We start from the raw sequence: 25,205 nt of genomic DNA on the forward strand, positions 1-25,205 counted from the left end.
GGCCGGCGCCCTGTGGGCCACCCGGCGCCGCCGGGCCGCGCACGCCCGCCGGGGCTGAGCCCCGGCCCCTCGCGGTGCGGGAGCGCAACCCCGGGCGCCATCCCGGGTGCCACCCCGGCGCCCCGGGTGCCGCTCCCGCCACCCGGGGCGCCGCCCTGGCACTCCCGCACCGTGACCGTGCCACCACGGAGGGTTGGTTCACATCCGCGTTACACGAGAGGAACAACCGGGAAACGGCGGCTTGCGACGCTACGCGGGCACCCACCACCCAGCAATGCGAGGTACACCGCCGTGGCAATCAAGGCCGAGTACATCTGGATCGACGGCACCAAGCCGACCGCGAAGCTCCGTTCCAAGACTCGGGTCCTGCCCAACGCGGACAAGATCCCGACCTGGGGTTTCGACGGCTCCTCGACCAACCAGGCGGAGGGCCACGCCTCGGACCGCGTGCTGGACCCGGTGAAGGTCGTGCCGGACCCGATCCGCGGCGGTGACAACATCCTCGTCCTGTGCGAGGTGCTGGAGACCGACGGCACCCCGCACAAGTCCAACACCCGCGCCCTGCTGCGCGAGGTCGACGAGAAGTACGCGGCTCAGGAGTCGATCTTCGGCATCGAGCAGGAGTACACCTTCTTCAAGGGCTCCCGCCCGCTCGGCTTCCCGGAGGGCGGCTTCCCGGCCCCGCAGGGCGGTTACTACTGCGGCATCGGCGCCGAGGAGGTCTTCGGCCGCGAGATCGTCGAGCTGCACCTGGACCGCTGCATCGACGCCGGCCTGGCGATCTGCGGCATCAACGCCGAGGTCATGCCCGGCCAGTGGGAGTTCCAGATCGGCCCGGTCTCCTCGCTGACCGTCTCGGACGACCTGTGGATCGCCCGCTACCTGCTGTACCGCACCGCCGAGGAGTTCGGCATCGACGCCACCCTGGACGCCAAGCCGGTCAGGGGCGACTGGAACGGCGCGGGCGCGCACACCAACTTCTCCACCAAGGCGATGCGCGAGGGCTACGACGCCATCATCACCGCCTGCGAGTCGCTCGGCGCCTCCCAGGACAAGGTGCTGGAGCACGTCAACCAGTACGGCGACGACATCCAGTCCCGCCTGACCGGCAAGCACGAGACCGCCCCGTGGAACGTCTACAGCTACGGCGTCTCCAACCGCGGCGCCTCGGTCCGCATCCCGTGGCAGGTCGAGGTGGAGCAGAAGGGCTACATCGAGGACCGTCGCCCGAACGCCAACGTCGACCCCTACGTCGTCACCCGCCTCATGATCAACACCTGCTGCGAGGCCCTGGAGAAGGCCGGCCAGGTCTGATCCGCCCCCGCCGCGCACCGGCCGCCGGTCCTCCCGTACGCGGGAGGGCCGGCGGCCGTCGTCGTCGGGCATAATCGCTCGCATGACCGCTTCCGCCCGCCGTGTCCTCGTGCGACGTCTGCACGTGGACCTGGTGCGGGTGTGTGCGGCCGCGTGTTGCCGGTGAGTGTCTCCGTCCTCATCCCGCAGGCAACCCGGCGTAGGAGTGTGTCCGATCATGTCGCTCGTGTTCCACTGGTTCCTTCCCACCAACGGTGACAGCCGGCAGATCGTCGGGGGTGGGCACGGGTCCACGCCGGGGGCGGCGGGGACGGACCGGCCGCCGAGCCTCGGGTACCTGGGGCAGGTCGCCCGCAGCGCGGAGCAGTTGGGGTTCGAGGGGGTGCTGACGCCGACCGGCGCGTGGTGCGAGGACGCCTGGCTGACGACGGCGATGCTGACGCAGGTGACGGAGCGGCTGAAGTACCTGGTGGCGTTCCGGCCCGGGCAGATCAGCCCGACGCTGGCCGCGCAGATGGCCGCGACGTACCAACGGCAGTCCGGCGGGCGGCTGCTGCTGAACGTGGTGACCGGCGGGGAGTCCGCCGAGCAGCGCGCCTACGGGGACTTCCTGGACAAGGACGCCCGGTACGCGCGGACCGGGGAGTTCCTGGACATCGTCCGGCGGCTGTGGGCGGGCGAGACGGTCGACCACCACGGGCCCCATCTGCGGGTCGAGCGCGCCAGGTTGAACCGGCTGCCGGACCCGGTGCCGGCGGTGTACTTCGGCGGCTCGTCCCCGGCGGCCGGCGCGGTCGCGGCGCAGTCCGCGGACGTCTACCTGACCTGGGGCGAACCGCCCGCCCAGGTGCGGGAGAAGATCCGCTGGATCCGCGAACTCGCCGCCGCCCGCGGGCGGGTGGTGCGGTTCGGGATCCGGCTGCACGTGATCACCCGGGACACCGCCGCGCAGGCCTGGGCGGAGACCGAGCGGCTGCTCGCCGGAATGGACCCGGGGCGCGTGCGCCGGACCCAGCGGGCGCTCGCCGAGAGCGAGTCGGAGGGCCAGCGGCGGATGCTCGCGCTGCACGGCGGCTCGGCCGAGCGGCTGGAGGTGTACCCGGGGCTGTGGGCCGGGATCGGCCTGCTGCGCGGCGGCGCCGGGACGGCCCTGGTGGGCAGCCACCGGGAGGTCGCGGACCTGATCACCGAGTACCACGAGCTGGGGATCGACGAGTTCGTGCTGTCGGGCATGCCGCACCTGGAGGAGGCGTACTGGTTCGGCGAGGGCGTGCTGCCGCTGCTGGCCGCCCGCGACCTGTGGCACCGGCCGTGAACTCGCAAACCGCTGGTCAATCCGCCGGGGCAACCGGAGAATTCACGGCATGACGCTGCCCCTGCTCCTCCTCGACGTGGACGGACCGCTCAACCCCTACGCCGCGCCGAAGACCCGGCGGCCGGAGGGGTACGACACCCACCGCCTGCTCCCGACCTGGTGGGCGGACCGGCAGGCGCGCTACTCCCACGCGCGGGCGAAGCCGCTGCGGGTGTGGCTGAACCCGGCGCACGGGCCGGAACTGCTCGGCCTGCCGTACGAACTGGTGTGGGCCACCGGCTGGATGGGCGAGGCGAACACCCACATCGGCCCGAACCTCGGACTGCCCGAACTCCCCTACATCCAGTGGACGGACCTGTTCGGGGAGGACCCGGACGGCCTGCACTGGAAGACCCGGGACGTGGTCGCCTGGGCGGACGGCCGCCCGTTCGTCTGGGTGGACGACGAACTCGGCCCGCAGGACACCGCCTGGATAGCCGCCCACCACCCCGCCCCGGCCCTCACGTTCCACGTCAACCCCCGACTCGGCCTGCTGGCGGCCGACTTCGCGGCCCTGCGCGAATGGGCGGTCGCGGCATGAGGATCGGAACGGTCGAACGGCTGCGGCGCTACCCGGTGAAGTCGCTGCTGGGGGAGGAACTGGCGGCGGTCGGGGTGGACGGGCGCGGCCTGGAGCGGGACCGCGGACGCGCCCTGCTCGACCTAGACACCGGGAAGGTCGCCAGCGCCAAGAACCCGCGGCTGTGGGCGGGCCTGCTCGGTTACACGGCGGCGACCACGGCGGGCGGCGTGGTGATCACCGACCCGGACGGGCGGTGCGTGGACGAGGAGGAGCTGTCGGCGGCGCTCGGCCGCAAGGTCGCCCTGATCGCCGAGCGCCCGCCCGGGGCGACGATCGAGCGGGCCGTGCCGGAGGAGGTACTGGCGCACGGCATCGAGGTCGAAGTCGACGTCACCGTCAACGAGTTGGGCCGAGCCGCGCCGGACGGCGGCTTCTTCGACTTCGCCCCGCTGCACCTGGTCACCACCTCGACGCTGGCCGCGACCGGCGCCGAGGCGGAGCGCTACCGGCCGAACCTGGTGATCCGCACCGAGGGCGAGGGGTACGTCGAGAACGCCTGGGTGGGGCGGGAATTGGCGATCGGGCCGGCGCTGCGGCTGCGCGTCGTGGTGCCCACGCCGCGCTGCGCCGTCCCGACCCTGCGGCACGGGCCGCTGCCCCGGAGCACGTCTGCCCTGCGCGTCCCGGCCGAGCGGAACCGCCTGGTCCCGCTGGAGGGCATGCCCGCGCTGCCCTGCGCGGGGGTGTACGCGCAGGTGCTGGTGCCCGGCCGGGTCGCGGTGGGGGACGCGATCAGGCTGGGCTGAGGCGAGGGGCAGGGGGCAGGGGCAGAAGAGTCGGAGGCGGGGGTCAGGCTGGGCCGAGGACGGCGGCGAGGGCGTCCAGGAAGCGGTCGGTGGTGGCCTCGTCCCGGACGGCGATCCGCAGCCACTCCTCGCCCAGCCCCGGGAAGGTGTCCCCGCGCCGGACGGCGAAGCCGCGCCCGCGCAGCCGCTCCCGGACGGCCGCCGCCTCCGGCAGCCGTACCAGGACGAAGGACGCGGCCGACTCGCCGTACACCCGAAGAGTCGGGAAGGCGGCCAAGCCCTTCAGCAAGTACGTCCGCCACGAGGCCAGTTCGGCGGCGGCCGCCTCCGCCTCGGCCAGCGCGGCCGGGCTGCTGCACGCCTCGGCGGCGGCCAGCGCGGGGGTGGAGACCGGCCAGAGCGGCTGGGCGGCGCCGAGCGCGGCGATCAGCGGCGCGGGCCCGAGGACGTAGCCGATCCGCAGTCCGGCCAGGCCCCAGGTCTTGGTGAGGCTGCGCAGGACGACCACCTGGCCGGGCAGGTCCCGGACCGGGGCGAGGGACTCGCTTTCGCCGGGCACGGTGTCCATGAACGCCTCGTCGACCACCAGGGTGCGCCCGGGGCGGGCGAGTGCGGCGACGGCGTCGGCGGGGTGCAGGACGGAGGTCGGGTTGGTGGGGTTGCCGAGGACGACCAGGTCGGCCTCCTCCGGGACGGCCCCCAGCCGGAACCCGTCCTCGGGGGACAGCAGCACCCGGTGCACCTGCTGCCCGGCGCCTCGCAGAGCCGCCTCGGGCTCGGTGAACTGCGGATGAACGACGACGATGTGACGTGCCGTCAGGACCCGGGCCAGCAGGACGAAGGCCTCCGCCGCCCCCGAGGTGAGCAGCACCTCGTCGGCCGGCCGCCCGTGCCGGGCGGCCACCGCGGCGCGGGCGGCGCCCTGGTCGGGGTAGGCGGCGAGGTCGCCGAGGGTGGCCGCGAGCCGGTCGCGCAGCCAGGCCGGGGGTGTGCCGGTGCGGACGTTGACGGCGAGGTCGACCAGGCCGGACCCGTCGGCGCGCACCTCGGCGTCGCCGTGGTGGCGCAGGTCGGGTTCGGGGGCGGTCACGCGGGGTCTCCTTGCGGGTGGGCGGGCAAAGCGGGGGCGAGCGGGTGGAGGGGCAGTCCCGGGACGCGGTGGACGTCGTACGCGCCCGGCGGCACGTTCAGCGCCGCGCCGTCGCCGAGGGCGACCAGCGCGACGGCGTGCCCGTGCGCGGCCAGGTCGACGGCCGCGTCGACGGCGGCCCCGGCAGCCCCGGCGCCGTCGTCCGTCGCGATCCGCCTGGTCCCCGGCCGCAGCAGCTCGGCGACCGCCTCGACCGCGCCCGGCGCGCCCACGACCGCCGACGCGCGCCGCAGTTCCGCCAGCGCGCGCGGCACCAGCAGGTCGTGCGCGCCGGGCCCGAGCCCGACGACGGCGAGGCGTCCGCGCACCGCCGCCCGGGCGATCGCGACCGTCGCCGCGGCGGACTTCCGTTTGGTGGCGACGAGTTCGCCGCCGGGGGCGCTCGCCAGGGCGGCCGCCTCGGCGACGCTCGCGGTGCCGACGGCGGCGCCGACCCGGTCCGACGGGTTCGGCACCGCCACCGCGGCCAGGGCCGCCGCCGGGTGCTCGTCCACCGGCACCCCGCCGAGGCAGAACGCGGCCCAGCGCACCTCCGGGTGGTCCGCCTTGCCGGCCACCGTCGCCAGCCGGGCGACCGAGGCGCGGGCCAGGCCGTGTTCGGCCAGGGTGTCCGTGATCAGCCGCATCAGCTCGGAGTCCGTGGCGCCGCCGCCCGCGCCGACCCCGACGACCAGGGTGCGGGGGTGCACGAGGAGCACGTCCTCGTCGGGGTGGGTGCGGTCGGTGACCCGCAGGACGGGGGTGTCGGCGGGCGCGTCGGGGCGGGCGGAGGGCGGCAGCGCGGGCAGCGGGTGCGCCAGGTCGCTCTCCAGCCGGACCGGTCGGCCCTCGGCGAGCGCCCGCACGGCCGCCGAGCCGCGCGGCCCGCGGGTGGACGTCGACGCGTGCCCGGCCAGGTGTGCGAAGGGCGGGTCGGTGGCCGGGGGAGGGTTGCTGGTCAGGACGGCCCGGACGCCGAGCAGGCCGGCGAGTTCCTCGGCCAGTTCGTCGGCGCCGCTGTCGCGGCCGGTGAGCGGGACGGCGTAGCGCAGGTTCAGGTCCAGGCTGACCAGGCCGGGCCCGCCCGGGCGCAGGTGCGAGCCGTCGATCAGCAGCCGCACGGTGGTCGCGACCGGTGCGAGGCAGACCACCAGGTCGTCCCGGCCGAGGGCGTACTCCAGGGCTTCGGGCGGGCCGAAGCAGGCGCTGGCGACAGCGGTGTGGACGCGGGTGGTCCCGGGCCAGGCGGCGTGGATCTCGTCGGCCAGCAGTCGGCCCGTCCCGTTGAGGGCGACCAGTCCGATCACGTCCCGCTCCTTCACCCGAAAAGCCCAGCGGTCCCCGCGCACGAGCATCCGCGATTCCGCCACAAGGGCCCCCGTGATCCCACCACGCCCGGTCGGAACGGGTCAATCGGGGCGGTTGTGACGTGGACCGCCGACGGGCGGCAGCTGTTCGCCTGTTCTTCACTTGTCTTGTGCGGTACACGACACGGCGCGATCCTACTGTTCTCGGCGCTCCAACCAGGCAGCCCCGACGCACGGAGGACCCGATGGCCTTCGCACGACTCCGCACCCCCGGAACCACGTCCCCCCGCCGCCCCTTCCGCCGCCCGCTCCGCCGGCCCCTCACCGCCCTCGCCGCCGGGCTCGGCCTCGTCGGCGGCTCGCTCGGCCTGTGGGCCGCCGGCGGCAGCGCGGCCGCCGACACCGCCGGCGGGCTGCCCTCGCCCGACCACGTGATCGTCGTGATGATGGAGAACCACGCCTACTCGCAGGTCATCGGCAGCAGCTCCAGCGCGCCGTACATCAACAACACGCTGGTCGCCGGCGGTGCCACGCTCACCCAGTCCTTCGCGCTCACCCACCCCAGCCAGCCCAACTACTACATGCTGTTCTCCGGCAGCGCGCAGGGCGTCACCGACGACAGCTGCGTCGACGTCGGCGCCCTCCAGCAGCCCAACCTGGGCTCCGAACTGCTCGCCGCCGGCCAGACCTGGGCCAGCTACAACGAGGGCCTGCCCGCCCAGGGCGCCACCGACTGCCGCGTCGACAACTACGCGCAGAAGCACAACCCGTGGTTCGGCTTCGGCAACGTGCCCGCCTCCAGCGCCTACGGCATGGACGCCTTCCCGACCGACTACACCACCCTGCCCAAGGTCTCCTTCGTCATCCCGGACCTGTGCAACGACATGCACGACTGTTCCGTCGGCACCGGTGACACCTGGCTGCAGACCAACCTGGCCGCCTACGCCACCTGGGCCAAGAGCCACAACAGCCTGCTCGTGGTCACCTTCGACGAGGACAACCGCCTCGCCGGCAACCGCATCCCGACCGTCGTCTACGGCGCCCACGTCACCCCCGGCAGCAGCACCGGCACCACCTACAACCACTACAACGTGCTGCGCACCCTGGAGGACCTCGCCGGGCTGACCACCCACGCGGGCAACGCCGCCAACGCCACCGACATCACCGGCATCTGGAACTGACGCCCGTGTACGTCGCGGACTCCCGCAGCTCCAAGGCCCCCGCCGCCCCGGCCTCCGCAACGGAGCCGCCGGGGCGGCGGGGCGCCGCCCTGCGCGCCGTACCCGGCACGGTGCTCGCCCTCGGCGCCGTCAGCCTGGTCACCGACATCTCCTCCGAGATGGTCACCGCCGTCCTGCCGCTCTACCTGCTCACCGGCCTCGGCCTCTCCCCGCTCGGGTTCGGGCTGCTGGACGGCATCCAGAACGGGTTCAGCGCGCTCGTGCGCCTCGCCGGGGGCCACCTCGCCGACCGCCGCGGCCGTGACGGCGCCGCCCGCCACAAGGCCGTCGCGGCCGTCGGCTACGGCCTGTCCGCGCTCTGCAAACCGCTGCTGCTGCTCGTCCACACCGTGCCGCTGATCGGCGCCGTGATCGCCGTCGACCGCACCGGCAAGGGCCTGCGCACCGCGCCCCGGGACGCGATGATCTCGCTCTCCACCGAACCCGCCCACCGCGGACGGGCGTTCGGCGTGCACCGGGCGATGGACACCGCCGGCGCCCTGCTCGGCCCGCTCACCGCCTTCCTCGTGCTGCGCCTGGCGGGCGGGCCGATGCTCGCCGACGGGGGCGAACGGCACGGCTACGACGCCGTGTTCACGGTCAGCGCGTGCGTCGCCGCCCTCGGCGTGCTGATCCTGCTGCTGTTCGTGCCGAACCGGCCGTCGGCTGACGATCCGTCAACTGTGGTTCCCTCTCTGCGTGACAGTCTCACCCTGCTGCGGCTGCCCGGGCTGCGACGGCTCACGCTCTGCGCCGTCCTGCTCGGACTCACCACCGTCAGCGACTCCTTCCTGTACCTCCTCGTCCAGCGCCGGCTCGGCCTCTCCGTCGACCTGTTCCCGCTGCTGCCGCTGGGCACCGCCGCCGCCTTCCTGCTGCTCGCCGTCCCGCTCGGCGCCCTCGCCGACCGGATCGGCCGCCGCCGGCTCTTCCTCGGCGGACACGTGCTGCTGCTGCTCGCGTACGGGCTGCTGCTCTCGCCGGCCGGCGGCCCGGCGGTGGCCGTCTGCGTCCTCGTGCTGCACGGCGCCTTCTACGCGGCCACCGACGGCGTGCTCGCCGCCGCCGCGGCCGACGCCGTCCCGGCCGGGCAGCGCGGCGCCGGGCTCGCCCTGGTCGGGACCGGGCAGGCGCTCGCCCGGTTCGCCTGCTCGCTGCTGTTCGGCGCGCTGTGGAGCGCGGTCGGCGGCACCGGCGCGCTGGGCTGGTCGGCGGGGGCGCTGGCGCTCTGCGTGCTCGGCGCGGCCGCCGTCCTGCGTGAACCCGCCGCCACCACCACCGTCGAGGAGAGCCCGTGAACCGACTCCAGAACCGGACCAGGGTGGTCATCCTCCTGGTCGCCGTCCTGCTGCTCGGCGCCGTCGGCACCGGGGCCGTCCTCCACGCCGCCGACCGCACCGCCCGGCGCGACCAGGCCCAGCCCGGCGGCCCCGCCGTCACCGAGGGCGCCGTCACCCTGCAGAAGCCCTCCGAGGGGCGGAAGCTGATCTTCCGCAACATGGCCTGGGGCCCGCACCGCGACGAACTCACCGCCGTCCCCGCCGACCGCCCGGACGGTCCGCGCACCGCCTCCGGCGTCCAGTGCCTGCGCTTCTACGCCGCCGCCGGCACCGGCATCTGCCTCCAGGCCCAGCACGGCGCCCTGGAGGACACCTACCGCGCCGTCGTCCTCGACGACCACCTGCGCGAACGGCGCTCCTACCCGGCGGCCGGCATCCCCACCCGCTCCCGGGTCTCCCCGTCCGGGCACCTCGCCGCCTGGACGGTCTTCGTCAGCGGCGACTCCTACGCGGGCACCGACTTCTCCACCCGCACCTCCATCGTCGACGTCCGCGACTGGAACCTCCGGGACAACCTGGAGACCTTCGACGTGATCAAGGACGGCCACCCGTACCAGGCCCACGACATCAACATCTGGGGCGTGACCTTCGCCGACGACAACACCTTCTACGCGACCCTCGCCACCGGCGGCCACACCCACCTCGTCCGCGGCGACCTCGCCGCCCGCACCCTCACCACCCTGCACGAGAACGTCGAGTGCCCCTCGCTCTCCCCGGACGGCACCCGCATCGCGTACAAGAAGCGCGTCCCCGGCCTGTCCCCCGACGCCCCCTGGCGCCTGTACGTCCTCGACCTCGCCACCATGACCGAGACCGCCACCGCCGAACAGCGCAACATCGACGACCAGGCCGTCTGGTCGGACAGCGGTACCCTGCTCTACGCTCTGCCCGGCGACTACGGCGCCGACCTGTGGACCGTCCCCGCCGACGGCGGCGGCGCCCCCCGGCGGGTCACCCAGGCCGCGGTCGCCCCCGCCTACCTGGGCTGAGGAACTCTCGGCTACGGTCCCTCGTCGAGCACAATGACGTCCTGATCGAACGGGGGAACGACAATCGTGGACGGCATCCCGCCCGAGCGCGTGGTCACCGACTCCTGGCCGGCCCTGCACGGCCGACCCGTCCTGCGGCGCACCGTCGCCGTCGGACTGGTCCTCTGCGTGTCCGTCGCGGCCGCCCTCGTGGTGCGCGGCGTCAACTCGCTCACCGCCGGCCGCGTCGGCCGCGAGACCGACCGCGACCGCGCCGAGCTCCTCGCCGGCCTCCACCCCTCCCAGCACCCCGGCGTCGGCCGCTCCTACGTCCCCGTCGGCGCCATCTACACCCACACCCCCGACGGCGCCCCCATCGCCTACCTGCACTACCGCGTCGCGGGCAAGGACGTCGGCCTCGGCGACTTCCTCCGCGCCTACGACCTCCCGGCCCCCGGGCCGGCCGCCCCCCTCCCGGCCGACCTCACCGCGGCCCTCGGCGGCGACGGCCCGGCCGAGGCCCCCGAACTCCTCCCGGACCCCGAGCCCACCTCCACCACCGCCGCATCACCCACTCCCTCCCTCACCCCCACCGCCGACCCGGCACCCCCGGCACCCTCTGGCCTCCAGGCCGCCGACCCCGACGCCGAACCGGACCCCGACGCCGAGGCCGGCCCCGCCCCGGACCTCGACGACGACACCCCCGAACCCGCCCCCTCCGTCACCCTCCCCCCGACCCCGACACCCACCCCGACACCCACCCCCATCCCTCCCTCCCTCACCCCCACCCCGGCCCCGCCCCGCACCCACCCCCAGACCACCCGCCGCATCTACGTCGCCACCATCCCCGGCGCGGCCCCCGGCGCCGCCGACATCTACATCCGCGCCACCGGCTGAACGCGCCCCGGCTGAGCGCGCCGACGGCGTCTGTGGCCGAACCGCCGCGCGGTGCGGCGCTTCGGCGTACGTTGGGTGGCCGGGGCCCGCGGTGACGGTCGGTCCGGGTGTGCGCGGGCGGCGGCGGCAGGCGGCCGTAGTGGTCGGGCAGTTCGCGTGTCCATGGCCTCCCCGGTGGCGTTAACCCGGCGGGAACCGCACCGGAGGAGGAGCCGATGAAGGACAAGACCCCCAGGGACATCGCCGTCGACGACCAGCTGCGGGCGGCCGGGGCGGAAGGCGCGCAGTGGCTCAGCGCCGCCGGGTGGGGGCCGCCGGTGACGGTCCCGGTGCAGAAGGCCGCCAGGTGGCAGCAGGAGACCAGGGCCCGGATGTTGGCGGCGCAGGCGGACGAGTCCTGCACGTGGTGCGTCCACCTGCTCAACGGCGGCCCCCAGCCCGTGGTCGTCCACGCCGAGCACCCGACCCACCTGGTCTGCCGCGCCTGCTCCATCGCGGCCCGCCCCCGCCGCACCTGCCTGGACTGCGGCGGGCCGGCCGCCTCCGCCTCCCCGGCGGACGGCCGGGAGGACGTCTTCATGGGCCCGGTGGCGATCTACACCCGCCTCCGCTGCGCCACCTGCCACCGCGCCGACCGACCCGACCGTCCCGACCCCCTGACCGGCACCTTCGGCAACGGCCCGTCCTGAGACGGGCGGGGCACGAGGGGGGTCACGGTGACGCGGGGTTCCCGGGGGCTGCCTGGTAGGTGGCTGCGGCGGAGGTGAAGGAGGCGGCCAGGGACGGGGCTCCGGCCCAGTGCAGGTGCAGGTAGGAGGCGTGGACGTGGCTGCCCGCGAAGCCCTCGGTGCGGGGGCCGGTGGGCAGGCGCCAGCCCCAGGCGGGGTGTTCGCCCGCGCCCGGTTCGCAGACCGTGCGGTGGAACTCGTGGCCGCGCACCCGGGTGCCGGTCGGGCCGAGCGGGGAGTCGTGCAGGGCGACGGCCTCCCGGTAGCCGAGGGTGAGCCGTTCGGTCATCCGGGCGCCGGTGTCCAGCACGCCGCACATCGGCAGGCCGTCCAACTCGCGCCCCAGGTAGAGCAGTCCGGCGCATTCGGCGGCGATCGGGCCGCCGTCGGCGGCGAACGCCGCGATGGCCCCGCGCAGCGCCGTGTTGCCGCTCAGCTCCCGGACGTACAGTTCGGGGAAGCCGCCGCCGATGACCAGGCCGGCCGTGCCGTGGGGCAGTGCCGAGGCGTGCAGCGGGTCGAAGGGGACGACCTCGGCGCCTGCGGCGGTGAGGAGTTCGGCGTTCTCGGCGTACGAGAAGGAGAACGCGGCGCCGCCCGCCACCGCGATCCGCGGCGTGCCGGCCACCGGGTCGACCTCGGCCGCCGGGTCCCACGGTTCGGCGGTCAACTCCGGTGCCGTCCGGGCGAGTTCGAGCAGGGCGTCCAAGTCGACCGAGGCGGCGACGAGTTCCCCCATGTCGGCGACGGCGCGCAGGGCCTCCGCCGAGCGCTCCACGGCCGGGATCAGCCCGAGGTGGCGGGACGGCGTGGCGACGGCCGTGGAGCGGCGCAGCGCGCCCAGCACGGGCACGCCCGAGCCCTCCTCCAGGGCCTCGCGCAGGAGGTGCTCGTGCCGGTCGGAGGCGACCCGGTTGAGGATCACCCCGGCGAGGCGCACCTCCGGGTCCCAGGAGGCGAAGCCGTGCACCAGCGCGGCCACCGACCGGGACTGCGAGGAGCCGTCCACCACCAGGACCACGGGCGCCCGCAGCAGCTTGGCGACGTGCGCGGTGGAGGCCAGCTCCCCCCGCCCGGAGGCCCCGTCGAACAGGCCCATGACCCCCTCGACCACCGCGACGTCCGCCCCCGCCGCGCCGTGCAGGAAGAGCGGGGCGATCCGCTCCGGGCCGCACAGGAAGGCGTCCAGGTTGCGGCCCGGGCGCCCGGCGGCGAGCGCGTGGTAGCCCGGGTCGATGTAGTCGGGGCCGACCTTGTGCGGGGACACCGCCAGCCCGCGCGCGGCGAGCGCCGCGATCAGGCCGGTGGCGACGGTGGTCTTGCCTGCGCCCGAGGAGGGCGCGGCGATGACGAGGCGGGGGATGGCGGCCAACGGCCTGCCGGCAGTGCTCAACGGTCTACCACTCGATACCGCGCTGGCCCTTGCGGCCGGCGTCCATGGGGTGCTTGACCTTGGTCATCTCGGTGACCAGGTCGGCGAATTCGGTCAGCGGCTCGGGCGCGTACCGGCCGGTGATGACGACGTGCTGGCTGCCCGGGCGGTCCTTGAGCACCGACACGACCTCCTCCGGGTCGATCCAGCCCCAGTGCATCGGGTAGGTGAACTCGTCCAGCACGTAGAAGCGGTAGGTCTCGGCCGCCAGGTCGCGCTTGACCTGCTCCCAGCCCTCCTTGGCGGCCGCCTCGCTGTCCATCTCCATCTCGCTGGAGCGCTGGATCCACGACCAGCCGGAGCCCATCTTGTGCCAGTCGACCGTTCCGCCCTCGCCGGAGGCGCCGAGCACGCGCAGCGCGTTCTCCTCGCCGACCTTCCACTTGGCGGACTTCACGAACTGGAACACCCCGACGGGCCAGCCCTGGTTCCAGGCCCGCAGCGCCATGCCGAACGCGGCCGTGGACTTGCCCTTGCCGGGGCCGGTGTGCACGGCGGTGATCGGCTGCGTGCGGCGCTGACGGGTCGTCAGGCCGTCGTCGGGGACGCTCTCGGGGACACCCTTGGGCATGTCGGCTCAGGCCGCCTTTCGCATGGTGGTGGCACGGTTGTCGCGACGGTTCTCGCGCCGGCTGTCCTGCCGGTTCTCGCGGACGAGCGAGGCGACGCCCTCGGGGCGCAGCTCGTCCAGACTGACGGCGGTGCCGCCGAGCAGCCCGGCCAGGGTGCGGGCGAGGCCGAGCCGGACGGGGCCGGACTCGCAGTCCAGCACCACGCTGGCGGTGCCCTGCGCGGCGAACAGCCCGGCCGCGCGCTGCGACCGGGCGAGCGCGTCCCGCCCGCCGGTGGCCCGGCCGTCGGTCACCACGACCAGCAGCGGGCGGCGGCTCGGGTCGCGCAACCGCTCCACCCGCAGCACCTCGTGCGCGCGCAGCAGACCGGCGGCCAGCGGGGTGCGCCCGCCGGTGGGCAGCGACTCCAGCCGGGCCGCGCCGACCTCCACGGACGACGTCGGCGGCAGCGTCAGTTCGGCGTCCGCGCCCCGGAAGGTGATCATGCCGATCTTGTCGCGCCGCTGGTAGGCGTCCATCAGCAGGGACAGCACGGCGCCCTTGACGGCGGTCATCCGCTGCCGGGCGGCCATCGAGCCGGAGGCGTCGACGACGAACAGCACCAGGTTGGACTCCCGCCCCTGGCGGACCTGTTCGCGGAAGTCGTCCTTGCGCAGCACCAGCGCCCGGCCGGCCCGCCCGCGTGCCGCCTGGTGCGGTGCGGCGGCCTGCAGGGTGGCGGTCAGGTGCAGCCGGCTGAGCGCGCCCTGGGGGCGCCGGGCGCGCACGGTGTGCCCGCCGGTGGTCTCGGCGGGGGAGCGGCGGCCCTGGGCGCCGTGCCCGGTGCCCCGCACGGTGAACAGCTTGGTCCGGTACGGGTCGCCGGCCGCGACCGGCGCCGACTCCCGTGCGGGGGCGGGGTGTTGGGCCGGTACGGGCTGCTGGAGCGGCTCGTCCGGCTCGGCGGCCGACGCCTCCGGGCCGGAGGCGGGCTCGGGGGCCCCGCCGCCGTCCGGGCCGCCGCCGGGGCCGCCGTCCGGGCCCGGACCGTCGTCCTCGGGGCCGTCGCCCTCGCCGTCCCCGTCGCCCTCGGCCTCTCCCGAGCCCCCGAGCCCCTCGGACTCCGACGGCCCCGAAGGCTCCTCGGGCTCCTCCGGCTGCGCGTGCTCCTCCAGCGTCCGGTCGAGCTGCTCCTCGTCCAGCCCCGGCGCGTCGAAGGGGTTGCGGCGGCGCCGGTGCGGCAGCGCCAGCTGGGCGGCCTTGCGGACGTCCTCCTCCAGCACCTCGGTCCGCCCGTCCCAGGCGGCGAGCGCGACGGCGGTGCGGGCCATCACGATGTCGGCGCGCAGCCCGTCCACCTCGAACGCGGCACACACGGCGGTGATCTGACGCAGCGCCACATCCGTCAGCTCCACCTTGGGCAGCAACTCCCGGGCGGCGGTGATGCGTTCGGCGAGCGCCTGCTCGTCCGCGGCGAACCGCGCGGCGAAGCCGGCCGGGTCGGCGTCGTAGCCGAGCCGACGGCGGACCACCTCGGCGCGCTCGGCCGGGTCCCGGGTGGCGGCGATCTCGACGGTCAGGCCGAACCGGTCGAGCAGCTGCGGCCGCAGCTCGCCCTCCTCCGGGTTCATCGTGCCGACCAGCAGGAAGCGGGCGGCGTGCCGCACCGACACGCCCTCGCGCTCGACGTACGAGCGGCCCATCGCGGCGGCGTCCAGCAGCAGGTCCACGACGTGGTCCTGGAGCAGGTTCACCTCGTCGATGTAGAGCACGCCGCGGTGCGCCTTGGCGAGCAGCCCCGGCTCGTACGCCTTGACGCCCTCGGCGAGCGCCCGTTCCAGGTCGAGCGAGCCGACGATCCGGTCCTCGGCCACGCCGACCGGCAACTCGACCAGCTGGGCGGGGCGTTCGGACGCCGAAGGGCGGTCGTGCGGCCCGTCCGGGCACTGCGGGTCCGGTGCGGCCGGGTCGCAGGCGAACCGGCAGCCGTCGACGGCCGCGAGGGTCGGCAGCAGGCCGGCCAGCGCGCGCACCATGGTCGACTTCGCGGTGCCCTTCTCGCCGCGCACCAGTACGCCGCCCACGGCCGGCGAGACCGCGTTGAGCAGCAGTCCGAGCCGCAGGTCGGGCATGCCGACGATCGCGGTGAACGGATAGCGGACGTCACTCATGCATACTCCCCAGGTGCCCCGGGCGCCAGGAACGGCAGCGATCCTGCCGCCGGCACCCCGCCCTCGATCAGCTTCCACAGCGCGTCGGTGTCGGCGTGCTCCTCGATCAGGTCGCCCAGCCGGTCCAGCCGGGCCTCGCGCGCCTCGGCGAACGAGGTGTCCGGCGCCGGCACGAACGCCCGGCCCGACAACGCGGCGACCTCGCGCAGGAGTTCACGGCGGAAGCCGTCGTTCTCCAGCGCGCCGTGCCAGGTCGTGCCCCACACCGGGCCGACCCGGCAGCCGTCCAGGCCGTGCCCGTCGTCATCGGAGAAGAACGGTTCGCCCCCCTCCACGGCCACCACCCCGTGGTGGATCTCGTACCCCTCGACCCGCTGCCCGTACGCCGTGCCGACCGGCCGCGCCAGCACCTTCTCGACGCCGAACCGGACGTGCGTCGGCAGCAGGCCCAGGCCCTCGACCGAGCCGGCCCGGGACTCCACCTCGTCCTCGATCCCGCGCGCCAGCATCTGGTAGCCGCCGCACACCCCGAGGACCGGCAGCCCGGCCGCCGCCCGCGCCTTCAGCGCCGGCTCCAGGCCGCGTTCGCGCAGCCAGGCCAGGTCGGCCACGGTGGCCCGGGTGCCGGGCAGCACCACCAGGTCGGCGTCGGCCAGTTCCTCCGGCCGGGTCACCCAGCGCACCAGCACGCCGGGCTCCTGGGCCAGCGCGTCCAGGTCGGTGAAGTTCGACAGCCGGGGGAAGCGCACCACGGCCACCCGCAGCACGTCCGCCCCGAGCGGGCCGCGGCCGTCGACCCGGTCCACCACCGTGGACAGGTCCAGCGAGTCCTCGGCGTCCAGCCACAGGCCCGGCAGCATCGGCAGGGTGCCCAGCACCGGACGGCCGGTCAGTCCGTGCAGCATGTCCAGGCCGGGCGCCAGCAGCCGCGCGTCGCCGCGGAACTTGTTGACGAACCAGCCGGCCACGTGCCGCTGGTCCTCCGCCGACAGCAGCGCCAGCGTCCCGTACATCGCCGCGAAGACGCCGCCGCGGTCGATGTCCCCGACCACCACCACCGGCAGCCCGGCGGCCGTCGCCAGGCCCATGTTGGCGATGTCCCGGTCCCGCAGGTTGATCTCGGCGGGCGAGCCGGCGCCCTCGCAGACCACCACCTCGTAGCGGCGGCGCAGGTCCGCCAGGCACTCCAGCGACCGTTCCAGCAGGACGGGCTTGCGCTCGCGGTAGTCCAGCGCGCCCACCTCGGCGACCGGCCGGCCCAGCAGCACCACCTGGCTGCGGCCGTCCGCGCCCGGCTTCAGCAGCACCGGGTTCATCGCCGCCTCCGGCTCCACCCGGGCCGCCTGCGCCTGCATCGCCTGCGCCCGGCCGATCTCGGCGCCGTCGGCGGTGACGAAGGAGTTCAGCGACATGTTCTGCGCCTTGAACGGCGCGACCCGCACCCCCTGCCGGGCCAGCCAGCGGCAGATGCCCGCGGTCACCACGCTCTTGCCCGCGTCCGAGGTCGTCCCGGCGACCAGCAGTGCGTTGCTCATGCCCTTCCCCTCCACCGTGTCGTCAGCAAGCGCAGCGCGACGTGCCCCGCGACCGTCGTACCCAGGGCCAGCGCGCCCACCCGCCGGGAGAGCACGCAGGCCCGCTCGATGTCGTCCACCGTCACCGGCCGCAACTCCGCGCCGAGCACCGGCCGGTGCTCCACCCGTTCCCCGTACTGGAGGGTCCCGCCCAGCCGGACGCCCACCGCGCCCGCGAAGGCCGCCTCCGCCTGGCCCGCGTTCGGGCTCGGGTGCGCCGAACCGTCCCGCCGCCAGACCCGCCAGGCCGTTTTCGGCTGCGGCGCGGCGGCCACCGTGAGCAGTGCCGTCAGCCGGGCGCCCGGCCAGCCCGCCACGTCGTCCAGCCGGGCCGAGGCCCAGCCGAACCGGGCGTACCGCGGCGAGCGGTGGCCGACCATCGCGTCCAGCGTGTTCACCGCGCGGAACGCCAGCAGCCCAGGGGTGCCCGCCAGGGTGCCCCAGACCAGCGCGTTCACCACGGCGTCCGCCGTGTTCTCGGCCACCGACTCGACCACCGCGCGGGCGATCTGAGGCCCGTCCAGCGCGCTCGGGTCCCGCCCGCACAGGTGCGGCAGCCGCTCCCGCGCGGCTGTCAGGTCGCCGGTGGCCAGCGACCGGCCGATGGTGCGCGCCTCCCGGGTCAGCGAGGTGCCGCCCAGCACCGTCCAGGTCGCGGCGGCCGCCAGTGCGGCCCGGCCCGGCGGACGCCGGCCCACCGTACGGTCCAGGGCCACCGCGCCGGCCGCGACCGCGCCCACGCACAGTGCCGTGTACCCGGCGCCGGCCACCCGGTCGTCCTGCCACACCCGCCGCTCCAGCCGGGTCGCCGCACTACCGAAGACGGCCACCGGGTGGCCGCGCCGGGGGTCGGCGAAGCGGGCGTCCGCGGCGAAGCCCGCGACGGCGCCGAGCGCGAACGCGGCGGCGCGGGTCAGCGGGCGCACGGCGGGTTCGGCGGAAGGCCGCGTGGGGTCCGGCGGGGCGGGGCAGCCTGCATCGCGTGCGTGTCCTCACTCAGGGTCCGCGCCCTGGATCGACGTACCGGGGGCGAGAGTCTCCTGGCTTCCGGGTCGGACGCACCCCCGGGCCTTCCAGCGGCTTCTGACGGCCCGCCGTGGCGATGTTCCGAGCGTGCTCCCCGGTGACAGTGGCGGGACCGCGCCGGACTCGCACCGGCTTCCTCTGCATGCCTCCGTTTGGCCCCAGGATCCCATCACGCGGCCGAACCGGGAGTCAACCGAGGTCACGGAGGGGTTGGTCACACCTCGGAGCCCCGTCGCCACCTCCGATCCGCCCGCCCCGCCAGAGGACCGCCCGCCTGTCGCCCGCCCCGCCCGGCGCCCCGCCGTGCCCCGGACGGCCCAGCCCGGTGGCCGCCCGCGCGGCCCCCCGGTGAACTGGTGCCCGAACACCGTCCGAACACCGCCCGGACACCGTCCGGTCCAAGACCAGCAGAGCGGGGAGCGATATGCGTTGGGGAACCGCGGCCGTCGTGGCGGCCGCCGTCGTCGGCGCCGGGGCCGCCGTCCTGGTGATCGGCCGTCGGGCCTCCGAACGGCTGGTCCACCCGGCGAGCGCCGCCCGGGAGTCCGGCCCCGTCCTGGTGCGGAGCCTCGCCGCGGGCCGGATCACCTTCAACCGCCGCCCCGAGAGCCTGCGCCCCGGCCGCTGGGCCGTGGAATGGGACGACCACGGCCACGCCGTCGTCGAGGACGTCCTGCACAGCGACGAGCACGGCGTCACCCGCCGCCTCGTCCGCGCCGACCGGGGCACCCTCACCCCCGGCACCGAGGTCCGCTTCACCCCCCGTGTCCACCTCGGCGACCCCACCGAGGCGCTCGGCCTCCCCTTCACCGACACCGCCGCCGACGGCGAACTCGGCGCCCTCCCCGCCTGGCGCCTCGCCGGCAAACGCGGCACCTGGGTGATCCTCGTCCACGGCCCCGGCGCCGACCGGCAGCAGACCCTCCCGGTCCTCCCCGTCCTCGACCGCCTCGCCCTGCCCGCCCTCGTCGTCACCTACCGGGGCGACCAGGGCGCCCCCGCCTCGCCGGACGGGCTCGGCCACTTCGGCGAGACCGAGTGGCGCGACGTCGAGTCGGCGGTCCGGCTCGCCCTCGACAGCGGCGCCGGCCGGGTCATCCTGTACGGCTGGTCCCTCGGCGCCACCATGGCCCTCCAGACGGCCGCCCGTTCGGCCTGGGCCCATGCCGTCAGCGGCCTCGTCCTGGACTCGCCGGTCCTCGACCTGCCCGCCACCGCCCGCCGCGGCGCCGCCCGGGCCGGCTACACCGGCGCCGCCGCCGAGCTCGGCGCCCTCGCCGCCGAGGGCCGCACCGGCGTCGACCTCGCCGACTTCAGCCGCATCGCGGAGGGTGCCGACCTGCGCGTCCCCACCCTCCTCCTGCACAGCCCCGACGATCAGATCGCCCCCTTCCGCGCCGCCGAGCGCCTCGCCGCCGCGCGCCCCGGCATGGTCAGCCTCCGGCCCTTCCCGGGCGCCGACCACGCCACCCTCTGGAACTCCGCCCCCACCCACTACACCGAACTCCTCCGCCGCTGGCTCACCCCCCTTCTCTGAACCCAGCCCCCCCGCGCGGGAAGTCGCACCGACAGGGCCTCTGTACGAAAGCCGGACCTCACCCGTCAGCCACGGAGCGTGATCGTCCGGGCGAGTAGCGCGACCGTCGCCGCAAGGGTTGCGCCGGGATGGCATGACCCCGCCACCTGTTTCCGGCCAGGCGGTTTGCCTCTGTTGCCCGATTGTTGCCCGATCTTGGGGAGGTGCCGTCGACGGCCGCCCGTCCGTACAGCCAACCGGATGTGACAGAAGGCCGGTACAAGGGGAAGACTGCTCGACGTGACGTCTCGGAATCCGCGCGACCGTGATGCCCCGCTCCCTCCGACGATCGGTACTGGTGCGACGGTGACCCGTCTCCCCGGTACGGCCCACCGGCCCGCCGCCGGCAAGCCGGGCGGGGCCGGGGTACCCCGCCGACGAGGGCCCGCTGCGGCGCCCGGTCGGGGGAGGGTTCCCGTACCGGAGGGCTTCCCCGCGCCGGCCGAGCTGGCGCCGCTGGCCCGCCGGATGCTGGTGGACGCCGTCCGGATCGCCCGCTGGGCGGGGGACCTGGAAGAGGTCGACAAGCGGGGCGAGCTGCTGCCCGATGACGCCCGTGCGGCGGGTCGGGCGCTGGCCATGACGGTCGGCGCCGCCGCCAAGGCGTGGGGGCAGGCGCTGCTGGTCGGCCTGGTGGAGGCCAGGGACGGCGGTGCGGTCCCGGGTTGGCGCCTGCACGCCTGGGAGCACGACGACGAGGCGGTGGTCCGCGGCTGGTCGGCGCTGTTCGACGCCTGGACGCTGCTGGCCCCGGTGCCGCCCGCCGCCCTGCGGGGCGTGTTCGCGGTGCTGGCCGGCCAGGCGGTGGACCAGGCGCCGCAGCTGCTGTCGTTCCTGCACCTGGTGGCCGGTCCGGTGTCGGACGGCGAACTGCTGGAGCTGCTGCGCCGGGGGCTGGACGAGCGCCGGGTGGGTGGCGCGGACGGTTCGGGCCTGTCGCCCGTGCCGCACGCCGCCTCGGCGGTCTCGGCGGTGCGCGGCACGTGCCGGGAGCCGCAGATCGACACCCCGCCGTCGCCGGCGGACGTGGCCGCGGTCCTGGACTGGATGCTGGACGGCCTGGCGGCCGTCGGGGCCGTGGTCCGCAGGGACGAGGCCGCCGAACTGTCGCCGCTGGGCCACTGGGCGGTGCGGGCGAAGCTGGAGGAGATCTGCACGGTCGCGCAGACCGCGGCCGGGCACATCGAGCAGAGCGCCTTCGAGCTGCTGAACGCCTGCGCGGACTACTCGCCGGGCCCGGCGCGGGCCGAGTTCCGCGCCTGGGTGGCGGCCCGTCCGGCCGATCGGGCGGTGGCGGAGCTGCTGGACGCGGCGCAGGGGGACGACGCGCTGGTGCGCGGACTGGCCTTCGAGGCGCTGCGGGTGGCCGGCGGCCCGGCCGAGCAGGCGGTGCGGGCCTCGGTGGACGAGCCGGTGCTGCGCCCGTACGCGCTGCTGTGGCTGGCGGAGCGCTCGGACGAGGGCGTTTCGCCGGCGGACGTGCTGGGGGCGGAGGACGCGGCCTGGCTGTGGGTGGACACGGCGGCGGCGGTGCTGGACCACGGCGAGACGGAGCTGCTGGTGGGCCACGTCGAGGGCGCCGCGGCGGGCGATCCGGTGCGGCTGTTCGCCCGGGCCCGGCAGTCGGGGCACCCGCGGGCGGCCTCGGTGCTGACGGCGGTCTCGGGCGTGCACCCGGATCCGGGCGTGGCGCGGGCGGCCCGCCGCTCGGCGTTCAGCGTGCACACCGGCGGCGCCTAGCAGGACCGGCCGAAGAGCGAGCGCCGAAGAACGAGCCCGCCGAAGAGCGAGCACAACGAAGAGGGGCCCGGATCCGACTGGATCCGGGCCCCTCTCGCGTACGGGAACGACTCAGCCGAGGCGGGACTCCGCCCGCCTGGCGCGGACGTCGCCGACCTTCTGTCCGACCTTGCGCCGGATGACCAGCAGCGGGGCCATCGCGGCGAGCGTGATCTGGGCGAAGGCGCCGACGTGCATCAGCGCGTCGCCACCGGGCAGGCCGGTCGCCCAGGCTGCGAGGCAGCCGATCGAGACGACGATCCAGCACAGCGTGGCGGTGGCCAGCAGCCCCTGGGGCTTGGGGTACTCGATCCGGCTGACCATGAGGTACGCGGCGCCGAAGATGGCGAGCAGACCGGGCAGGAACGGCGGGTCGAGCAGCACGATGGCGATCACCGTCATCGCGCCCATCGGGCAGGGCATGCCCTGGAACACCCCGGGCCGCATCTTGACGGCGGAGAAGCGGGCGAGCCGCAGGACGACCGCGAGCAGGACGGTGATCGCGATGAGCGCCGAGAGCTTGCTGTTGGAGCCCTGCGAGACCATGCCCCAGACGGCGACGAAGTAGGCCGGCGCGATGCCGAAGCTGATCAGGTCGGCCAGGTTGTCCAGTTCCGCTCCGAGGGCGGAGGAACGGAGCTTGCGCGCCACCAGCCCGTCGAAGAGGTCGCACATGGAGCCGATGAGCAGCAGCGTGACCGCGGTGGCGGCGCTGTGCCGGTCGGGTGCGGCGTCCGGGTTGGTGATGTGCGGGACGAGGACCCCGGTGGTGATCGAGTAGATCGCCAGGAAGCCGCAGACGGCGTTCCCCAGGGTCAGGAAGTCGGCGGTGGACAGGTGCTGGGGAGAGCGCGGGGCGCGCAGCTCGCGGTCGCGCGCCCAGCGGCGACGGCGCAGGGCCGTCTCCTCGTCGTCCAGGCCGACGATTGTCTCAGGATCAGTCACGGTCAAGGCGCGTCACCCCGGCTGTGGTCTTCTGGCCGACCTCGACGCCGACCTCGACGCCGGCCGGCAGGTAGGTGTCGACCCGGGAGCCGAACCGGATCAGACCGATCCGGTCGCCCTGCTCGACCTTGGTACCGGCGGCGACGTACGGCACGATGCGACGGGCCACGGCCCCCGCGATCTGCACCATCTCGATGTCGCCGAGCTCGGTGTCGAAGTGCCAGACGACCCGCTCGTTCTGGTCGCTGTCCTTGTTGAACGCGGGGACGAAGCCGCCCGCGACGTGCTCGACCGACGTCACCGTGCCGGGCAGGGGCGCGCGGTTGACGTGGACGTTGAGCGGGCTCATGAAGATCGCGACCCGGGTGCGGCCGTCCGGCCAGGCGTCGATGCTCTGCACCACGCCGTCGGCGGGGGAGATCACTCTGCCCGCGCCGATCTCACGCTCGGGGTCGCGGAAGAACCACAGCATGCCCGCGCTGAGCGCACAGGCGGGTACCGCTGCCAGGGCCCACTTGCCGCTGCGCCGGGTGAGGGCGGTGGTCACGGCGGCCGTGGCGAGGGTGGGGACGAACCAGGGGGTGGCTCCGCGCGCGATGGTCACGCGGGGTCGCCGACCGGCCGTCGTGGCTGCGAGGGCATCGCGGTCCGTGACGGAGGTGTGAGGGGACGGGCTGATGGGCATCGAAGACCTTTGTCGCGGGGGATCATGGCCGCTGGACGGGGGCCACCGCGGGATCGGGTAATAGAGGGACGGCTTGCTGTCCCGGTGGATGCTATCGGGAGCACACGGTGGGTGGGCAACCCGCCTGCTCGTTCACGTGTCCGGTGGAAGCGCGTGTGCGCGTCCCACCTCTACGACCGTAGCTCGCCCCGGTCCGGTTCCCAAGGGACCGGACGGGGCTGGTGACACTTGTCTCAACAGGCCCGTCGGCGGAACCCGGTGGGCGCAACGGGCCGTTCGCGGTCCGCCGGGGGTGCGGGACACGGCCTTGTCGAGGGTGTGCGGAAGCGGCCGCGGGGCGTGTCGCCGCAGCTGTACGCCCTGCGGCCGCTTCCGGAGGGCCGTGCCGGACCCAGGCGGACCAGGCCGGGGCCGTGATGGCACGGCGGGTGGCCGGGACGGGCCCGCACGCCCGTCGACCGGCGGTTCGGAAGGGGTCGTCCAGCCGGCCCGGAGCGCCCGTGGGGCCGCTCGTCGAGCCGGGGTGACCCGGTGCTCACTCCGCGATCCGGTACTCCTCCAGGAGCCGGCGTCCGACGATCATCTTCTGGATCTCCGCAGTTCCTTCACCGATGAGCAGCATCGGGGCCTCGCGGTAGAGCCGCTCGATCTCGTACTCCTTGGAGAAGCCGTAGCCGCCGTGGATGCGGAAGGCGTCCTCGACGACCTCCTTGCAGTACTCGGAGGCGAGGTACTTGGCCATGCCGGCCTCAAGGTCGTTGCGCTCGCCGCCGTCCTTCTTGCGGGCGGCCATGACCATCATCTGGTGGGCGGCCTCGACCTTGGTGGCCATCTCGGCGAGCTTGAACTGGATGGCCTGGTGCTCGGCGATCTTCTTGCCGAAGGTGGAGCGCTGCTGGGCGTAGGAGATGCCGAGTTCGAAGGCGCGGCGGGCGACGCCGCAGCCGCGGGCGGCGACGTTGACGCGGCCGACCTCGACGCCGTCCATCATCTGGTAGAAGCCGCGCCCGGGGACGCCGCCGAGGATGCGGTCGGCCGGGATCCGGACGTCCTGGAGGACCAGTTCGGTGGTGTCGACGCCCTTGTAGCCCATCTTCTCGATCTTCCCGGGCACGGTGAGGCCGGGGACGGTCGGGTTCGGGCCGAATCCGGGGGTCTTCTCGACCAGGAAGGTGGTCATGTTCTTGTACGGGGTGCTGCCGCCCTCGTCGGTCTTGCACAGGACCGCGACGAGGGTGGAGGTGCCGCCGTTGGTGAGCCACATCTTCTGGCCGTTGAGGACGTAGAACTCCCCGTCCTTGACGCCCTTGGTGGAGATGGCCGAAACGTCGGAGCCGAGGCCGGGCTCGGACATCGAGAACGCGCCGCGGATTTCCCCGGCGGCCATCTTCGGCAGGAAGTGGTCCTTCTGCTCCTGGGTGCCGTGGGCGTTGATCATGTGCGCCACGATGAAGTGGGTGTTGACGATGCCGGACACGCTCATCCAGCCGCGGGCGATCTCCTCGACCACCAGGGCGTAGGTGAGCAGCGACTCGCCGAGGCCGCCGTACTCCTCGGGGATGGTGAGGCCGAAGAGGCCGAGCTGCTTCATCCCCTCGACGATGGCGGTCGGGTACTCGTCCTTGTGTTCCAGCTCGGTCGCGACCGGAATGATCTCCTTGTCGACGAAATCCCGCACGGTGGCGAGGATGTCCCGCTGGATCTCGGTGAGGCCGTCGGTCTGTGCCAGGCGTCCCATCGTGCGGCTCCGAAAGGTTTAAAGGGGCGGGGGGGGGGGGGATTGCCGGGGGCCCTGCCGGCGTGGCTGCGGCGGCAGGGCCCCCGTTCCGGGTGGGGGCCGGCCGATGACGGCGGCCGGCCCCTCCGGGGTCTCGGGGGAT

Annotated in this window: 21 protein-coding genes and 1 riboswitch; of the genes, 11 read left to right on the top strand and 10 right to left on the bottom strand. The window is 74.8% G+C overall.

Features of this window, described 5'->3' with window-relative positions; translation table 11 throughout:
* Positions 1 to 291 precede the first annotated feature (291 nt).
* The 4 genes from glnII to ACFVTF_RS32475 all read left to right on the top strand — a co-directional run bounded on the left by glnII (position 292) and on the right by ACFVTF_RS32475 (position 3,997).
* Positions 292 to 1,314 carry a glutamine synthetase gene (gene glnII, locus ACFVTF_RS32460; RefSeq protein WP_387817726.1) on the top strand — a complete coding sequence of 341 codons (1,023 nt, stop codon included), beginning with the start codon at positions 292 to 294 and terminating at the stop codon, positions 1,312 to 1,314.
* 217 nt (positions 1,315 to 1,531) lie between these two features.
* Positions 1,532 to 2,629: an LLM class flavin-dependent oxidoreductase gene (locus tag ACFVTF_RS32465; RefSeq protein WP_387817727.1), complete on the top strand. Its 1,098-nt coding sequence runs from the start codon at positions 1,532 to 1,534 to the stop codon at positions 2,627 to 2,629.
* Between the two features lie 49 nt (positions 2,630 to 2,678).
* Positions 2,679 to 3,209, top strand: a complete 531-nt coding sequence (locus tag ACFVTF_RS32470; protein ID WP_387817728.1) for a hypothetical protein — start codon at positions 2,679 to 2,681, stop codon at positions 3,207 to 3,209.
* Positions 3,206 to 3,997 (top strand): MOSC domain-containing protein, encoded by a 792-nt coding sequence (locus tag ACFVTF_RS32475; RefSeq protein WP_387817729.1) that lies wholly within the window; start codon positions 3,206 to 3,208, stop codon positions 3,995 to 3,997. Before ACFVTF_RS32470 ends, ACFVTF_RS32475 begins: the two co-directional genes overlap by 4 nt.
* Before the next feature lie 43 nt (positions 3,998 to 4,040).
* Here the strand turns inward: ACFVTF_RS32475 and cobC are convergent, their stop codons facing one another.
* Both cobC and ACFVTF_RS32485 read right to left on the bottom strand, forming a co-directional pair.
* Positions 4,041 to 5,087 carry an Rv2231c family pyridoxal phosphate-dependent protein CobC gene (gene cobC, locus ACFVTF_RS32480; RefSeq protein ID WP_387817730.1) on the bottom strand — a complete coding sequence of 349 codons (1,047 nt, stop codon included), beginning with the start codon at positions 5,085 to 5,087 and terminating at the stop codon, positions 4,041 to 4,043.
* Entirely contained in the window at positions 5,084 to 6,433 is a 1,350-nt protein-coding gene (locus ACFVTF_RS32485) for a cobalamin biosynthesis protein (RefSeq protein WP_387817731.1), read from the bottom strand. Before ACFVTF_RS32485 ends, cobC begins: the two co-directional genes overlap by 4 nt.
* A gap of 245 nt (positions 6,434 to 6,678) precedes the next feature.
* On the opposite strand from ACFVTF_RS32485, the gene ACFVTF_RS32490 reads away from it, so the two are divergent.
* The 5 genes from ACFVTF_RS32490 (at position 6,679) to ACFVTF_RS32510 (ending at position 11,547) form a co-directional block, all read left to right on the top strand.
* A complete protein-coding gene (locus ACFVTF_RS32490; RefSeq protein WP_387817732.1) occupies positions 6,679 to 7,614 on the top strand; it encodes an alkaline phosphatase family protein in 936 nt (311 codons plus the stop codon).
* Between the two features lie 5 nt (positions 7,615 to 7,619).
* Positions 7,620 to 8,951, top strand: coding sequence for an MFS transporter (locus ACFVTF_RS32495; RefSeq protein WP_387817733.1), 1,332 nt, complete (start codon positions 7,620 to 7,622; stop codon positions 8,949 to 8,951).
* On the top strand, positions 8,948 to 9,982 hold the full coding sequence (locus ACFVTF_RS32500; RefSeq protein WP_387817734.1) for a TolB family protein: 1,035 nt from the start codon (positions 8,948 to 8,950) through the stop codon (positions 9,980 to 9,982). The genes ACFVTF_RS32495 and ACFVTF_RS32500 overlap by 4 nt, the downstream gene beginning before the upstream one ends.
* Positions 9,983 to 10,048: 66 nt before the next feature.
* Positions 10,049 to 10,858, top strand: coding sequence for a hypothetical protein (locus ACFVTF_RS32505; RefSeq protein ID WP_387817735.1), 810 nt, complete (start codon positions 10,049 to 10,051; stop codon positions 10,856 to 10,858).
* A gap of 215 nt (positions 10,859 to 11,073) precedes the next feature.
* Positions 11,074 to 11,547 (top strand): hypothetical protein, encoded by a 474-nt coding sequence (locus ACFVTF_RS32510; RefSeq protein WP_371519394.1) that lies wholly within the window; start codon positions 11,074 to 11,076, stop codon positions 11,545 to 11,547.
* Positions 11,548 to 11,569: 22 nt separating this feature from the next.
* Here the strand turns inward: ACFVTF_RS32510 and ACFVTF_RS32515 are convergent, their stop codons facing one another.
* From ACFVTF_RS32515 to ACFVTF_RS32535, 5 genes are read right to left on the bottom strand one after another with little or no spacing between them, the layout of a single operon-like run.
* A complete protein-coding gene (locus tag ACFVTF_RS32515; RefSeq protein WP_387817769.1) occupies positions 11,570 to 12,958 on the bottom strand; it encodes a cobyrinate a,c-diamide synthase in 1,389 nt (462 codons plus the stop codon).
* A 25-nt stretch (positions 12,959 to 12,983) separates the two neighbouring features.
* On the bottom strand, positions 12,984 to 13,589 hold the full coding sequence (gene cobO / locus ACFVTF_RS32520) for a cob(I)yrinic acid a,c-diamide adenosyltransferase (protein WP_387817736.1): 606 nt from the start codon (positions 13,587 to 13,589) through the stop codon (positions 12,984 to 12,986).
* A 6-nt stretch (positions 13,590 to 13,595) separates the two neighbouring features.
* Complete coding sequence (locus ACFVTF_RS32525) at positions 13,596 to 15,740, bottom strand: putative cobaltochelatase (RefSeq protein WP_387817737.1); 2,145 nt, start codon at positions 15,738 to 15,740, stop codon at positions 13,596 to 13,598.
* A complete protein-coding gene (locus ACFVTF_RS32530) occupies positions 15,737 to 17,275 on the bottom strand; it encodes a cobyric acid synthase (RefSeq protein WP_387817738.1) in 1,539 nt (512 codons plus the stop codon). Before ACFVTF_RS32530 ends, ACFVTF_RS32525 begins: the two co-directional genes overlap by 4 nt.
* Positions 17,272 to 18,240, bottom strand: a complete 969-nt coding sequence (locus ACFVTF_RS32535) for a cobalamin biosynthesis protein (protein WP_387817739.1) — start codon at positions 18,238 to 18,240, stop codon at positions 17,272 to 17,274. Before ACFVTF_RS32535 ends, ACFVTF_RS32530 begins: the two co-directional genes overlap by 4 nt.
* 107 nt (positions 18,241 to 18,347) lie before the next feature.
* Positions 18,348 to 18,480: riboswitch (cobalamin riboswitch) on the bottom strand.
* Positions 18,481 to 18,764: 284 nt separating this feature from the next.
* Between ACFVTF_RS32535 and ACFVTF_RS32540 the strand changes: the two genes are divergently transcribed.
* Both ACFVTF_RS32540 and ACFVTF_RS32545 read left to right on the top strand, forming a co-directional pair.
* Complete coding sequence (locus tag ACFVTF_RS32540) at positions 18,765 to 19,877, top strand: alpha/beta hydrolase family protein (protein ID WP_387817740.1); 1,113 nt, start codon at positions 18,765 to 18,767, stop codon at positions 19,875 to 19,877.
* A 345-nt stretch (positions 19,878 to 20,222) separates the two neighbouring features.
* Positions 20,223 to 21,656 carry a hypothetical protein gene (locus ACFVTF_RS32545; RefSeq protein ID WP_350880317.1) on the top strand — a complete coding sequence of 478 codons (1,434 nt, stop codon included), beginning with the start codon at positions 20,223 to 20,225 and terminating at the stop codon, positions 21,654 to 21,656.
* A 111-nt stretch (positions 21,657 to 21,767) separates the two neighbouring features.
* Here ACFVTF_RS32545 and ACFVTF_RS32550 read toward each other — a convergent pair whose 3' ends face one another.
* From ACFVTF_RS32550 to ACFVTF_RS32560, 3 genes are all read right to left on the bottom strand, one after another.
* The gene (locus ACFVTF_RS32550; RefSeq protein ID WP_030059975.1) at positions 21,768 to 22,646 is read right to left on the bottom strand and encodes a CDP-alcohol phosphatidyltransferase family protein; all 879 of its coding nucleotides are present in this window, start codon (positions 22,644 to 22,646) and stop codon (positions 21,768 to 21,770) included.
* Positions 22,633 to 23,325, bottom strand: a complete 693-nt coding sequence (locus ACFVTF_RS32555; RefSeq protein ID WP_371519410.1) for a phosphatidylserine decarboxylase — start codon at positions 23,323 to 23,325, stop codon at positions 22,633 to 22,635. The genes ACFVTF_RS32550 and ACFVTF_RS32555 overlap by 14 nt, the downstream gene beginning before the upstream one ends.
* Before the next feature lie 535 nt (positions 23,326 to 23,860).
* Positions 23,861 to 25,063 (bottom strand): acyl-CoA dehydrogenase family protein, encoded by a 1,203-nt coding sequence (locus ACFVTF_RS32560; protein WP_371519413.1) that lies wholly within the window; start codon positions 25,061 to 25,063, stop codon positions 23,861 to 23,863.
* Positions 25,064 to 25,205: the final 142 nt, after the last annotated feature.

Origin of the sequence: Kitasatospora sp. NPDC057940, assembly GCF_042887425.1 — a bacterium.
Taxonomy (GTDB): domain Bacteria; phylum Actinomycetota; class Actinomycetes; order Streptomycetales; family Streptomycetaceae; genus Kitasatospora.

Bases quoted from the DNA above. Each gene is read 5' to 3' on its own strand.
- ACFVTF_RS32465 (WP_387817727.1), top strand. From the start codon at position 1,532: ATGTCGCTCGTGTTCCACTGGTTCCTTCCCACCAACGGTGACAGCCGG.
- ACFVTF_RS32470 (WP_387817728.1), top strand. From the start codon at position 2,679: ATGACGCTGCCCCTGCTCCTCCTCGACGTGGACGGACCGCTCAACCCC.
- ACFVTF_RS32475 (WP_387817729.1), top strand. From the start codon at position 3,206: ATGAGGATCGGAACGGTCGAACGGCTGCGGCGCTACCCGGTGAAGTCG.
- ACFVTF_RS32490 (WP_387817732.1), top strand. From the start codon at position 6,679: ATGGCCTTCGCACGACTCCGCACCCCCGGAACCACGTCCCCCCGCCGC.
- ACFVTF_RS32510 (WP_371519394.1), top strand. From the start codon at position 11,074: ATGAAGGACAAGACCCCCAGGGACATCGCCGTCGACGACCAGCTGCGG.
- cobO (WP_387817736.1), bottom strand. From the start codon at position 13,589: ATGCCCAAGGGTGTCCCCGAGAGCGTCCCCGACGACGGCCTGACGACC.
- ACFVTF_RS32525 (WP_387817737.1), bottom strand. From the start codon at position 15,740: ATGAGTGACGTCCGCTATCCGTTCACCGCGATCGTCGGCATGCCCGAC.
- ACFVTF_RS32530 (WP_387817738.1), bottom strand. From the start codon at position 17,275: ATGAGCAACGCACTGCTGGTCGCCGGGACGACCTCGGACGCGGGCAAG.
- ACFVTF_RS32540 (WP_387817740.1), top strand. From the start codon at position 18,765: ATGCGTTGGGGAACCGCGGCCGTCGTGGCGGCCGCCGTCGTCGGCGCC.
- ACFVTF_RS32555 (WP_371519410.1), bottom strand. From the start codon at position 23,325: ATGCCCATCAGCCCGTCCCCTCACACCTCCGTCACGGACCGCGATGCC.
- ACFVTF_RS32560 (WP_371519413.1), bottom strand. From the start codon at position 25,063: ATGGGACGCCTGGCACAGACCGACGGCCTCACCGAGATCCAGCGGGAC.